Source organism: Acinetobacter sp. TG2027 (assembly GCF_000302435.1).
GTDB classification, from domain to species: domain Bacteria; phylum Pseudomonadota; class Gammaproteobacteria; order Pseudomonadales; family Moraxellaceae; genus Acinetobacter; species Acinetobacter pittii.
In genome coordinates this window covers 125,185-138,182 of record NZ_AMJN01000054.1, presented here as the reverse complement: position 1 = coordinate 138,182, position 12,998 = coordinate 125,185, and the positions used below count along the sequence as shown (strand labels likewise).

At 39.9% G+C, this 12,998-nt stretch carries 15 protein-coding genes; 8 read left to right on the top strand and 7 right to left on the bottom strand.

Features of this window, described 5'->3' with window-relative positions; all coding sequences use genetic code 11:
* Nucleotides 1-11: 11 nt before the first annotated feature.
* From rimM to rplS, 3 genes are all read left to right on the top strand, one after another.
* Nucleotides 12-560, top strand: coding sequence for a ribosome maturation factor RimM (gene rimM / locus B806_RS0116900; RefSeq protein ID WP_002116736.1), 549 nt, complete (start codon nt 12-14; stop codon nt 558-560).
* Nucleotides 561-602: 42 nt separating this feature from the next.
* Nucleotides 603-1,358: a tRNA (guanosine(37)-N1)-methyltransferase TrmD gene (gene trmD / locus B806_RS0116895; protein ID WP_017387036.1), complete on the top strand. Its 756-nt coding sequence runs from the start codon at nt 603-605 to the stop codon at nt 1,356-1,358.
* A gap of 219 nt (nt 1,359-1,577) precedes the next feature.
* The gene (gene rplS, locus B806_RS0116890) at nt 1,578-1,946 is read left to right on the top strand and encodes a 50S ribosomal protein L19 (RefSeq protein ID WP_002116654.1); all 369 of its coding nucleotides are present in this window, start codon (nt 1,578-1,580) and stop codon (nt 1,944-1,946) included.
* Nucleotides 1,947-1,996: 50 nt separating this feature from the next.
* On the opposite strand, the gene B806_RS0116885 is transcribed toward rplS, so the two are convergent.
* Together B806_RS0116885 and B806_RS0116880 are read right to left on the bottom strand one after the other, a co-directional pair.
* Nucleotides 1,997-2,938, bottom strand: coding sequence for an alpha/beta fold hydrolase (locus tag B806_RS0116885; RefSeq protein WP_014207808.1), 942 nt, complete (start codon nt 2,936-2,938; stop codon nt 1,997-1,999).
* Nucleotides 2,939-3,053: 115 nt separating this feature from the next.
* Complete coding sequence (locus B806_RS0116880) at nt 3,054-4,085, bottom strand: lipase secretion chaperone (protein ID WP_017403268.1); 1,032 nt, start codon at nt 4,083-4,085, stop codon at nt 3,054-3,056.
* Nucleotides 4,086-4,238: 153 nt separating this feature from the next.
* Between B806_RS0116880 and truB the strand changes: the two genes are divergently transcribed.
* The 3 genes from truB (at nt 4,239) to B806_RS0116865 (ending at nt 6,595) form a co-directional block, all read left to right on the top strand.
* The gene (gene truB, locus B806_RS0116875) at nt 4,239-5,144 is read left to right on the top strand and encodes a tRNA pseudouridine(55) synthase TruB (RefSeq protein ID WP_017403267.1); all 906 of its coding nucleotides are present in this window, start codon (nt 4,239-4,241) and stop codon (nt 5,142-5,144) included.
* A gap of 19 nt (nt 5,145-5,163) precedes the next feature.
* Nucleotides 5,164-5,940 carry a TSUP family transporter gene (locus tag B806_RS0116870; RefSeq protein ID WP_000525218.1) on the top strand — a complete coding sequence of 259 codons (777 nt, stop codon included), beginning with the start codon at nt 5,164-5,166 and terminating at the stop codon, nt 5,938-5,940.
* Nucleotides 5,941-6,151: 211 nt separating this feature from the next.
* Nucleotides 6,152-6,595 carry a hemerythrin domain-containing protein gene (locus tag B806_RS0116865; RefSeq protein ID WP_001019905.1) on the top strand — a complete coding sequence of 148 codons (444 nt, stop codon included), beginning with the start codon at nt 6,152-6,154 and terminating at the stop codon, nt 6,593-6,595.
* A gap of 7 nt (nt 6,596-6,602) precedes the next feature.
* Here B806_RS0116865 and B806_RS0116860 read toward each other — a convergent pair whose 3' ends face one another.
* The 3 genes from B806_RS0116860 to serA form a co-directional block, all read right to left on the bottom strand.
* Complete coding sequence (locus B806_RS0116860; RefSeq protein WP_017403266.1) at nt 6,603-7,466, bottom strand: EamA family transporter; 864 nt, start codon at nt 7,464-7,466, stop codon at nt 6,603-6,605.
* A 90-nt stretch (nt 7,467-7,556) separates the two neighbouring features.
* Complete coding sequence (locus tag B806_RS0116855; protein ID WP_017403265.1) at nt 7,557-8,441, bottom strand: EamA family transporter; 885 nt, start codon at nt 8,439-8,441, stop codon at nt 7,557-7,559.
* A gap of 98 nt (nt 8,442-8,539) precedes the next feature.
* Nucleotides 8,540-9,772, bottom strand: coding sequence for a phosphoglycerate dehydrogenase (gene serA / locus B806_RS0116850; protein WP_002116919.1), 1,233 nt, complete (start codon nt 9,770-9,772; stop codon nt 8,540-8,542).
* A 379-nt stretch (nt 9,773-10,151) separates the two neighbouring features.
* Between serA and B806_RS0116845 the strand changes: the two genes are divergently transcribed.
* Together B806_RS0116845 and B806_RS0116840 are read left to right on the top strand one after the other, a co-directional pair.
* Entirely contained in the window at nt 10,152-11,561 is a 1,410-nt protein-coding gene (locus B806_RS0116845) for an FAD-binding oxidoreductase (RefSeq protein WP_017403264.1), read from the top strand.
* 93 nt (nt 11,562-11,654) lie between these two features.
* Nucleotides 11,655-12,023, top strand: coding sequence for a hypothetical protein (locus B806_RS0116840; RefSeq protein ID WP_017400479.1), 369 nt, complete (start codon nt 11,655-11,657; stop codon nt 12,021-12,023).
* 45 nt (nt 12,024-12,068) lie between these two features.
* Here B806_RS0116840 and B806_RS0116835 read toward each other — a convergent pair whose 3' ends face one another.
* Nucleotides 12,069-12,383, bottom strand: coding sequence for a putative quinol monooxygenase (locus B806_RS0116835; RefSeq protein ID WP_017403263.1), 315 nt, complete (start codon nt 12,381-12,383; stop codon nt 12,069-12,071).
* A gap of 13 nt (nt 12,384-12,396) precedes the next feature.
* Entirely contained in the window at nt 12,397-12,984 is a 588-nt protein-coding gene (locus B806_RS0116830) for an NAD(P)H-dependent oxidoreductase (protein WP_002117050.1), read from the bottom strand.
* Nucleotides 12,985-12,998 lie beyond the last annotated feature (14 nt).

Below are 12,998 nucleotides of genomic sequence, written 5' to 3'. Positions count from 1 at the left end.
GTAGGTAGCCCATGACATCAACACAGAATGTTCCCGAAGATCGTATTCAGATTGGACAGTTACGTTCAGCTTATGGATTGAATGGGTGGCTCTGGGTGTATTCAAATACAGAACCTATGAGCAACATGTTTGACTACCTGCCTTGGTACATTGAGACCAAGGCCGGTTGGCAAACAATAGATGTAAAACGTTGGAAACCACATGGCAAAGGCCTAGTTGTTGCGTTGAAAGGTGTGAGTGATCGCACTGGGGCGGAAAGCTTGGTTGGTGCTAATATCTGGATTGCTAAGTCTCAACTGCCAAAAGCAGATGTAGATGAATACTACTGGTCAGATTTAAAGGGCTTAACTGTGTTAGGTCTTGATGAAGAAGAACAGGAAGTAAACTTAGGGAAAATTCATGAGTTGTTTGAAACTGGAGCTAATGATGTGATGGTGGTGCATGCTACCCCAGACAGCATTGATTCAGAAGAGCGCATGATTCCTTGGCATAAAGATGTAGTACAACGTGTTGATCTTGAAGCTGGTCGTATTTACGTCAATTGGGGCGTAGATTATTAATCCTTTTAGGATTAATACAGCAGGAAAATAGAGGAGTCTGTGATGTTTTTTGCAGTCATTACGCTTTTTCCTGAAATGTTTGAAGCGATTACAGCCTACGGCATCAGCGGACGTGCGGCAAAACGAGATATTGTACAAGTCACTTGTATTAATCCTCGTGATTTTGCTGAGGGAAACTACAGAAGAGTGGATGAACGTCCATTTGGTGGTGGCCCAGGTATGGTGATGATGGCTGAGCCTTTGGCGAAAGCAATTGCACATGCCAAACAGCTTGCCTTACAAGCAGGACGTGTTCATGTTCCTGTGGTGTATATGTCCCCACAAGGCAAAACCTTAAATGAACAGGCAGTACAGCAGTTTGTTGATTATGACGGCTTAATTGTACTGTGTGGACGTTATGAGGGGGTAGATGAACGTTTGATCCAGCATTATGTTGATCAAGAATGGTCAATTGGTGATTATGTTCTATCTGGTGGTGAACTGCCCGCTATGGTGTTACTTGACAGTATTATTCGCCGTTTGCCGAATGTAATGTCAGATGAACAATCAGCAGTACAAGATTCTTTTGTTGATGGTCTTTTAGATTGTCCGCAATATACAAAGCCTGACCATTTTGAAGGGCTGGATGTGCCAGAGGTATTAAAATCTGGACATCATGGCAACATTGAAAAATGGCGCTTTTTGCAGCGATATCAACGAACTCTAGAGCGCCGACCAGAGTTGGTCGAAAAGGTTGAGTTGACTAAGCAGCAAAAAAAATGGCTAAAAGATACGCAATTGAATAACGGTAACTCTTAATCGTTATTCTCAAGAACGAAAGTTCTGCAACAAGACGAGAAGCAATGCTTCGAGTTAAAGCATAATTCTATTTATTGAATAGTTTTATGTAAATTTAAAGGCTCTTTATAGACATATTGTCGTAAAGGGAAAGATAAACGGGTTGATATGCGCTTTAGCCTCTATCCCCAGCGGAAATTCAGACCTCTTCTGACTCCGCACATATTGGAGATTCCCACAATGAGTGGTAAACATCCTTTAGTTCAAGCTGTTGAAAATGCACAGTTAAAATCTGATATCCCTGCTTTTGCTCCTGGTGACACTGTCATCGTTCAAGTAAAAGTAAAAGAGGGTGATCGTGAACGTCTTCAAGCATTTGAAGGTGTTGTAATCGCTAAGAAAAACCGTGGTTTGAACTCTGCGTTCACAGTACGTAAAATTTCTAGCGGTGTTGGTGTTGAGCGTGTATTCCAAACTCACTCACCAGTTGTTGCTAAAATCGAAGTGAAACGTCGTGGTGACGTTCGTCGTGCTAAACTTTACTACCTTCGTGACTTGTCTGGTAAAGCTGCACGTATTCGTGAAAAATTACCAGCTCGTAAAGCGTAAGCTTATAGCGAGTAAAAAATGCGCCTTTTGGCGCATTTTTTGTTTAAAAACTATAGTCCTTGAAGTTTCAGACGATTTGCATGTTGACGGTAAACCGAGACAGGATCGGAAGCAAAAATAGAACGTATACCAAGCACTTGGTTCACTTCATCTAAATGATTCCAGTTGTAATCATCACGAATTGTTTTTCCAAATTTGGCACTGCATCGGGAAACAAGTCCATCATTATCACCAAATGGATCGACTACTAAACTACTGCCTGTAAGCGCAATATCAAATGGATCTAATGGATTGGTCAGCGCTTTATTCCCCGAGAAAGAATACATATAAATACCTTTCTCTTGATATGTCCCTTCACCACAAGAAGTAGTTGGTACACCCATAGGGAATTGAGCATTAAATTGAGCTGAACCTTGAGTTGATAAGCTATGAGCACCTGCTAAAGAGTCATGCGGATAGCTTGTTGGGTCTAGGCCTCCTGCCCAAGTAATGGCTGCTGAAAACCAGTTTACTAACGTTGCCAGTCCAGACAGAGGAGTACCCTCAACGTTCAGGATCACATCTGCCATTGGTGATCCCTTATGAGGCGCACCAATTGTAGTGAGTGAGGCAACTTTCTCTGGCATGATACCGGCCACATAACGAATTGTCGGGCCCCCATGGCTATGACCGATCAAGTTGACTTTAGGTTTACCAGTAATGGCAATAATCTCTTCTACTTGCTGGGCAAGTTGTTCACCACGCACTTCTGTTGAGTTAAAAGGTGACACTCTGGTGGCCCAGACATTTCCTCCATTACGAGCAAGATCCGGAAGGATTTGGTACCAGTAATCGAGACCAAGTGTATCTGTCCCAACTCGGTTAAAACCCGCCATACCGTGGTTAAAAACCAGTGGATATTTGGTTTGTGCATAAGATGAATAGACGAACGAGTTTTTAACTTGTTCAGCATTTGTGGCATGGGCCGCTGAAATACTCAGTCCTGAGAGCATTGCAGCGCAAAAAAACGTTAACTTCCTTTTCATTTTTTACTCACTATTTTTATTTTGTATGAAAAGCAGCTTCTTACTGCTAGTGCTTGTTTAGCCAGTTCCTAAAAGAAAAGGCTTAATAATTAAATGGCAGTTCACCTCCCTGATCATGGACCGTTTCAAAAGTTCGAAGTCTTAATTGTTCTTGTGATGAGTTAAATTGTTGTTGGCGTAATTGTTGTATGGCTTGGTTTTTAGCACTATCGCTCATATTGCTTTTAATAATTTCATCTCGTCCACTCAAGTAACTTGTGACCCTCTGCTGCCAAGCACTACGCTGTGTATCTAAAGTTTCTAATCGTTGAGTCGCCTCGGCTCCAACAAGTGCTGTACGCATTTGTCTAAGTTCTTCTGCAGAACCATGACGAGCTTTAATTTGTTTAGTCAGCGTATGTAAATCATCAAGTTTAGAGAGCTCTTGTAGGTTTTGTTGCCAGTCTTCAGGTAGTTGTTCAAAGCGTTCTTTAAGTTTTTGTACTTTTTCAATTTCGCTTAAAGATGAGTCCTCAAGTATTTGCATACGATCAAGCGTATAGTTCTGATAGATATCTTCGGTTGAGAAGAGCCCTTCAATTTCAGCGGATGAAAAGAAACGTTTTCTTAGATCTTGCATTGAATTAAAGATCTTTTGAAAATAATTTTTATCTTGTTGTTTTGATGGAGGTGTTTGGATTTGAGCAAGCTGTTCACGGTATTTTAAGTAGCGGGTCCATAAATCCAGAATCTGTGAGCGAGCTGGCTCTAAATATTTCCCCTGAATAAATTGTCCAAAGTGATTTTTAATTTGCTCTAAATCATTTTCTCCATATTGAGTAATAAAATATTCAAAGCAGTCACGAGTTTGACTGTTAACAACCAAATGTTGGGAACTATCAATTTTTAACTGACAGTTAACTTCAGTATCTTGCTGACTTTTACTATGGTAAGCATCTGCATTTAGCGATGAATGATTTGTGGGTTGAGCCGATGATAAATTTTGAGCTGTGGTTTCACTGACTTGGGCTAATGTGTTTTTTGAGTCAGGCTTTAACCAATAGACACATGCAATGAGGCTCAAAATAAAAAATCCGAGCACGCACCACAATACCTTCTTCTGCATCCCTTGCATAAAGATATCTTCCTTAAGTTTTAATTTGTTGTTTTTTTACTCGATCATTAATGTGCCATAAAATAAGTGAAAAGGCACTTAAATATTGTGAAAATATCTTGCCGAATTTGCTAACATGTCGGCACTTTTTTCTAGCTTTGTGTTCCAGTAAAAATGACGACAAAAAATCAAAAAATTTCTCGTCGCCATATCAGTGGTGTATTTCTATTAAATAAACCATTAGGCTTAAGTTCAAATGCCGCTTTGCAAAAAGTGCGTTGGTTATATCGCGCCCAAAAAGCAGGCCATACTGGAGCGTTAGATCCCTTGGCGACAGGTTTGCTCCCGATTTGTTTGGGAGAGGCAACCAAGTTCTCACATTATTTGCTGGACTCAACAAAGCGTTATCAAACCACTGTTCGATTGGGACAGACCACAACAACAGGTGATGTGGAAGGGGAGATTTTACAAGAGCGTCCTATTCCTGTTCTTAACCAAGAACTTATTGAACAAACTTTAGAAAAGTTTAGAGGCGATATTCAACAAGTTCCGCCCATGTATTCGGCTTTGAAAAAAGAAGGTAAGCCGTTATATGAGTTGGCGAGAAAAGGTATAGAGATTGAGCGAGAAGCGCGTCCAGTCACGATTTATGCTTTAGAGCTTATTGAATTTACCGAAAATAGTATCACTCTGGATGTAACCTGTTCTAAAGGTACATACATCCGTGTATTAGGTGAAGATATTGGTGAAGCACTTGGTTGTGGTGGGCATTTAACGATGCTGAACCGGACTCAAACAGGATATTTTGAGCTTATACCGAGCTATACCATTGAATATCTGGAAAGTTTAACAGAAGAGCAAAGAGAAGCTTTGCTACTTCCAGTTTATGCACCAGTTGACCATTTCTTAAAAATTCAGGTTCCGGAAGGGCGTGAAAAATATTTTTGCAACGGTTTAGAAAGCAATATTGAGCATTCTGCAGAAGCAGAAGTTTTGGTGTTTTCGGGTGAGCGCTGTTTAGGCTTAGCCGAGATTACTGATAAAAAACGGTTGGTACCTAAGCGTATCTTAAATTTGTAGTAGATGTAGAGTATAGAGCATGGGCATGGAATGGGACGTTATCCTTAGTTTGATCTTTTTTGCGTTTACTGCAGGAGCAATTGATGCTGCTGTAGGCGGCGGTGGACTCATCCAGATTCCCGGGATCATGAGCACTTTTCCTAACATGTCGACTGCTACGGTGATTGGTACCAATAAAGTCTCATCCATTTTTGGTACAGCATCGGCGGCTTATACATTTGCTAAAAAAGTTAAGTTGCAATGGAAGCTTTTAGCCGTTATTGCCATTTGTGCCTTGATTAGTTCTTTTGCTGGCGCGGCATGTTTATCACTTATTCCTCAATCGGTATTGCGTCCTTTCGTTTTCGTGATGTTGATTGTGATTGCGATTTATACCCTGGTTAAAAAGAACTTCGGTCAAGTTCATACCGAGCAAAAAATTACCACGAAAATGTTAATTTTAGCTGGTATTGGTAGTTTGGCCATTGGTTTCTACGACGGTATTTTTGGGCCGGGTACTGGTAGTTTCTTTATTTTCTTCTTTATCCGTTTTTTACAAGTTGATTTCTTGCATGCTTCAGCTTTGTCAAAAATTGGTAATTTTATGACTAACTTAGCTGCGCTGAGTTTTCTCATCCCGACTGGTCACGCTATTTTACATATTGGTTTAATGATGGCAGCGGCTAACGTGCTAGGTTCTATTGTTGGGGTACGTACTGCACTTAAATATGGCAGTGGTTTTGTACGAATTATCTTTTTAATTTTGGTGAGTATTCTGATTTGCCGTTTGGGCTATCAAATGTTTGTTACGGGTTAAACAAGATTGAAAGTATGAGCTGTCCCTAAAATGCAGTTCATACTTTTATGTATCATTTAAAGCTAGAAATATAAAAATCATTACAGAAATTTACTAGAAAGAAAACTGTGTAAAAAATAGTCTCATTTTAAGCTACTTAAACATTATAAATTTCAACGTATGATAAACCTTGAAATAAAAAAGATTTTTTAGCTAAAAAATGAGGAAGAGAATGAATATTTTCGAAGCATTAAGAGAAAGCCATGAAAATCAACGAAACCTTTCTGAACAACTCATTCAGACACACGGTTTAACCGAAGAACGAAAAGAATTATTTGATGCATTAAAAAATGAACTTTATGCCCATTCAGTTGCCGAAGACCGTTACCTCTATATTCCTTTAATGTTTGATGATGTCGGTTTAGATATTACGAGACATGCTTTATCTGAACATCATGAAATGGATGAGTTGGTCGAACAACTTGAAAAAACCGATATGAGTAGCCCGAGCTGGTTAGCAACCGCCAAACAGTTGAGTGAAAAAGTCCATCATCATTTAAAAGAAGAAGAACATAAATTTTTTCAGCAAGCCGGAAAAATTCTGAAAGACAGCGAAAAAGAAACGCTGGGTAATAAATATTTAAAGGAATATAAAAAATATAAAAAACAGCAGTAGAGTAAACCTATGCAGCCTTTTTAGTACTTCTTAAAGTAACACCAATAGAGGCCAGCATTACGCAAGCCAAAGCCACCCATTGCAGCATGCTGATTTCTTCGTGAAGCAATAAGAAACCCGTTAATGCTGCCAATGCTGGTGCTAAACTCGTTAGAGTCCCGTAAGTTAATTTATTGAGTTGTTTGAGAGCCATTAAATCGAGTGCATATGGAATTGCAGTCGCTAACACCGCAATAAGTAAGGCTTTGCCCCAGTACTGTGTTTCAAGTAATGCAGAAGCATTGTGCCAGATTCCAATTGGCAATAAGGCAAGTGCAGATACACCGATCCCAATCGTTAATGCATGCATCCCGATATTTTGGGTCACAACTTTATGACCGAAATAGATATAGAAAGCCCAGCAAAGACCAGCACCTAGCGCACATGCTGCACCTACATACGAGAAATGGTGTTGAATAGGGTTTTGCCAAGGTACCATGAGTGCAATGCCTAACATGGCCAGTGCTACCCAAATGTAGTCGCTCTTTTGTTTAATAGAAAGAAGCGCAAGACCCAATGGACCAATAAACTCTAATCCAACAGCAATACCTTGGGGTAGTTTTCCAAGTGAGGTATAAAATAGGATATTCATTAAGCCTAAAGAAGCGCAGTACATCAATAAATCACGCCATTTTAAATAGGATAAGCGTGACCAGATTTTCCAAGATCGGAACATAATTGCGACAATAACCGTTGCAAAACTCAGCCTTAAAACTGTAACGGTGAGAGGGTCTAATGTTGCAATGAGCTGTTTGGCAAATGAAGCGCTGATTTGATATGAGACCATAGACAAAATCATATACAGCACAGCAATAATTGGAAGATTTTGCATGGAAAATACTCTAGCGCTTCATCTGATGTCTAAAAATAATGGTGGACAATTATAACGAATACTATGTTTTAGCTGGCAGTTTTCATTAAATTAACTTGCGGCTTTTTCACGTTCTTGGCGAGCTTTTTGGGTGGTTACGGTACAACCAACAGAGGCAGTGATAATGGTTGCAAGTGCTAGCCATTGATTCCATAAAAGATATTCACCCAAGAAGATAAACCCAGATAGTGCTGCAACTGCGGGCTCTAGGCTCATCAATGTTCCAAAGCTTAGAGGTGTCAAATTGCGCAGTGCTAACATTTCTAAAGAGAATGGAAGAGCACTGGCTAAAATGGCCAAACCAATAAAATAAAAAAGATAGGGAAGTTCTATAATTTGTGCAATTGAGCCTGAAAAAAAGGTAATGGGTAATAAGATGCATGCACCTACACTCATTCCTAAACACACCGTATGATTACCAGAAATACCAGAAGGTTTCTGCCCGGCAATAATGTAAAGTGCCCAACAAGATCCTGCACTAATTGCAAATAAAACGCCGATCCAATCTAGGCTATGAGCCTGATTGAAAGGGAAAAGTAAAATCAGCCCAATAATTGCGAAGCTCACCCAAACAAAATCATATTTTTGGCGTGCGTGGTATAAGGCTACACTTAAAGGACCAATAAATTCAAAAGCAACTGCAATTCCAATCGGTAAGCGTTCGATCGACAGATAAAATAAAGCGTTCATGCCTGCAAGCGCAAATCCATAAGCTAAGATTGCTTTCCAGCGGACCTGACTAAAATTAATTCGCCAAATTTGAAAAATAATCGCAAGAATAATTGCACCTAAACATAGCCGCATTGCAGAAACAGTGAGTACAGGAAAGTTCTGAAATAAAATTTTAGCTAAAGATGCGCTACTTTGAACGCTTAACATAGCGAGGATGAGAAAACCCAAAGCATGTAGCTGAGATTTCTGGTTTAAAGTGGACATTTTATTATTTGATCAATTGGTATACTTTTCACATGATAATGTAAATGCCCATAAAAAAGCCACAGACAATGCTGTGGCTTTTGAATTTACAGTTCGGATTAGAACAATACGCGCACGCGAATTGTACCTTCAACTTCATGCAACATATCTAAAGCTTCTTGAGAAGCAGAAGCGTCAACATCCATTACGAGGTAACCGATGTCACCTTTAGTCATAAGTGACTGACCAGAAATGTTGATGCCTTGTTCAGCAAACAAGTTGTTGATTTTAGACAATACACCTGGCACGTTTTTGTGGATATGCAATAAACGGTGTTGACCAGCTGTCAATGGTAATGCGATTTCTGGGAAGTTCACCGCAGAAAGTGTCATACCTTTGTCAGAGTAAGCAACAAATTTCTCTGCAACTTCTAAACCAATGTTTGCTTGCGCTTCCATGGTTGAACCACCAACGTGAGGAGTTAAAATCACGTTGTCTAAGCCGCGAAGTGGGGATTGGAATTCTTCACCATTTGCTTTTGGTTCTTTCGGGAATACGTCAACCGCTGCACCAGCAATATGACCAGACTTGATTGCATCAGCTAAATCTTCAATCACTACACATGTACCACGTGCAGCATTTAAGAAGATCGCGCCTTCTTTCATTTTCGCAAATTGTTCTTTAGTGAAGAAGTTACGTGTAGACGGAACATCTGGCACATGCAACGTTACAACATCTGCAGTTGCTAAAAGTTCATCTAAAGAACCAACTTGGCGAGCATTACCCATTGGTAATTTGGTTACTGCATCATAATAAATAACATGCATACCCATACTTTCAGCAAGAACTGAAAGTTGAGAACCGATGGAACCGTAACCCACAATACCTAAAGTTTTGCCACGAGTTTCAAAAGAACCGACAGCAGACTTGTCCCAACCACCACGATGACAAGCCGCCGATTTTTCAGGAACACGGCGAAGAAGAAGAATCGTTTCAGCAAGTACAAGCTCTGCAACCGAACGCGTATTTGAATACGGTGCGTTGAATACAGGAATACCACGTGCCATTGCTGCTTTAAGATCAACTTGGTTTGTTCCGATACAGAAACAACCTACTGCGATCAATTTGTTTGCAGCTTCGAAAACTTCTTCAGTCAATTGGGTACGCGAACGAATACCAATAAAGTGAGCATCTTTAATTGCTTCTTTAAGCGCTTCGCCTTCAAGAGCAGTTTTACGATAGTCAATATTGGTGTAACCCGCAGCGTTTAAAGTATCGACTGCGTTTTGGTGAACGCCTTCTAACAAAAGGAAACGGATTTTATCTTTAGGTAGTGAAAGATGTTGGCTCATTACGGCTCCGCTACAAAGGCCAAATTTGGTGGCGGTATAATAACATAATGGGCGGTGCTATAGATATTTCGTTTATACCATCGCCTTATGGCAATTTTATCTATGTCTAATCACTTCTGTTTATGGCTTGTCCAGCATTTTAAAATATGCTTTGGTTGTTATTTAAATGCGATTTTTCTCTGAAAGCCCTATAGAAAGTATTTATTTACGTTAAACATGTTTTGTAGTGACAGTATCTCTATTCTGAACTTTATCGCTTGCGCGGATACATGTAGAATATAGGAGTTCCTTGAACATTATGGCTTTGCTCAGGTGAGAACCTTGAGAATTATGAGGTCATAGTCCCACCACAGTTTACTTCTTGCTAGGTCTGCAAACGATGAATGCTCCAGTCGCTTTAACACCTGAGTTACTCACCCAATTAACAGCAATTGTCGGTGAAAACCGTATTAAAACTGATGCTGATAGTCTCGAAAACTGGGGTAAAGATCATACCAAGCATTTTAATCCGAACCCATCGGTCATCGTTTTTCCGTCAACGACTGAACAAGTTCAGGCAGTTGTAAAGCTTGCGAACCAGTTTAATGTTGCGATTACACCGTCAGGTGGTCGTACTGGTCTCTCTGCTGGTGCGGTAGCAACCAATGGTGAAATTGTCATTAGCATGGACAAAATGAACCAAATTCTTGAGTTCTTCCCGGCAGATCGTATGGTTCGAGTGCAAGCTGGTGTTGTGACTGAGCAATTGCAGAATTATGCAGAAGAACAAGGCATGTATTATCCGGTGGACTTTGCTTCAGCGGGTTCTAGTCAGATTGGCGGTAATATTGGTACCAATGCTGGTGGTATTAAAGTTATTAAATATGGCATGACACGTAACTGGGTGCTTGGCTTAACCGTAGTGACTGGTAAAGGTGATATCCTGCGTTTAAACAAAGGCATGGTTAAAAATGCAACTGGTTATGCATTACAGCATTTGTTTATTGGCGGTGAAGGCACATTAGGTTTAGTGACCGAAGCAGAAATTAAACTTGAGCGTCAACCACAAAACTTACAAGTTTTAGTTTTAGGTGTTCCAGATTTCGATGCAGTAATGCCTGTGTTACATGCTTTCCAAAAAGACATCGACTTAACTGCATTTGAGTTCTTTGGTGAACTTGCAATGCAAAAAGTTTTAGATCATGGCCATGTACAACGCCCATTCGAAACTGAATGCCCGTTCTATGTATTACTTGAGTTTGAAGCTCCATATGAGCCGATTCTCGATAAAGCAATGGAAATTTTCGAGCATTGTATGGAGCAGGGTTGGGTACTTGATGGCGTAATGAGCCAGAGCCTTGACCAAGTAGAAAGCTTATGGCGTTTACGCGAAGATATCTCTGAATCAATCGCGCCATTTATTCCATACAAAAACGATATCTCAGTATTAATTACTCACGTACCTGCATTTATTCGTGAGATTGATGCAATTGTTCAAGAAAACTATCCTGATTTTGAAATTTGCTGGTTCGGTCATATCGGTGACGGCAACTTGCACTTAAATATTTTAAAACCTGAAAACTTAACCAAAGATGAGTTCTTTGCGAAGTGTCAGGTGGTAAATAAATATGTGTTCGATACCGTTAAAAAATATGACGGTTCAATCTCTGCCGAGCATGGTGTAGGTATGACGAAAAAGCCATATTTGGAATATTCACGTTCGCCTGAAGAAATTGAATATATGAAAGCTTTGAAAAAAGTATTTGACCCGAATGGTTTGATGAACCCAGGTAAATTATTCGATCTTTAAATTAGATCTATTTTGTAGGACTACATAGTTTCTACAGAGTAACCGACAAAGCCATAGCATCATAAAGCTATGGCTTTTGTTTTGGTGATAAAAATGCAACGTTTATTTTTAATTTCAGCGCTTTGTGCTGGGCTTTTCACTGGGTGTGCGACGACCAGTAAATTAATTCCTTTTGTGGGTTCGGAAACTCCGATGCAACAAGTACTTAAAGCCCAGCCTGAGATCGTAAAAGAGCATAACAATACCTCAGTTCAGCAAGTATTTAACCGAGTAGAATCTCCAACAGTTTCCCGTATTACCGTTATCCAAACAGGTTTAATGGATGATTCTGTTTCTGCAATCCGAACAGAATATTCATTCAAATTGGTTGATGAAAAGTGGCAATTGCAAAATAAGCAAAAGAGCTATCAATGCGCGAGAGGGAAAGGCTCTAGAGGTTTTCAAACCCAGCTTTGCTCTTAAAAACAAAAAAGACGATAAATATATCGTCTTTTTTAATGACCTAAATTATACGCCGCTTTCTAAAATTTTAATTTTGACGTCAACTACATCATCTTTAACGGCTGCATGATGCGCTTGCATATGAGGCGTCGCTAAATGTGCTTCAAGATGGGTAACACTTTCCCATTTTTCTAACATCACAATAATGTCTGGGTCTTTGTTTTGGAAGCTCGCATTTGAGATGTGGTCAACTAAAGGTTCATAACCATGACAACCATCTTCTGCTAAAACAGTTGGAATGATTTTTTGAAAGGCATCCAATACGTTCTGGCGATGCTGTCCACCCGATTTAGTACGAATTTCCGCAATAATGGTTAGCATGGATTTCTCCTTATTAGGCTGCTGCAAATACAGTATTTAAGTGTGCTTTATATTCTTCAACATAACTATCAACGTTAGGCATTTTAATTACGTCATTTACGATAAATGTCGGAAGGGTGCTCATGCCTAAGAACTGATTGGCTTTATGAAATGGTAAATAAACACCATCTACACCTACGCCGTGGAAGAATTGATCTGCATCTTCAAATGCTTCCATTGGAGCATTCCAAGTCAATGACAGCATATATTTTTTGTCATGAATTAGACCACCTGAACCATATTTTTTTGAGGCATCAGAACGGCTACGCCCATCACTTGCATAAAGTGAACCATGACCAGTGGTAAAGACATCATCAATATACTTTTTGACTGTCCAAGGTGCGCCCATCCACCAGCCTGGCATTTGATAAATAACAACATCTGCCCATAAGTATTTTTCAACTTCACTTTCAGCATCATAATTGCTGTCTGCACGGGTGACTTGAACTTCGTGGCCGAGTTCCGTGAGATGTGTGGTTGCTAGGGTGGTTAATGTGTCATTTAATTCACCGTTTGAGTGGGCAAATTGTTTAGCACCATTAATCACTAAAATCTTACTCATGGAGGTTGCTCTCA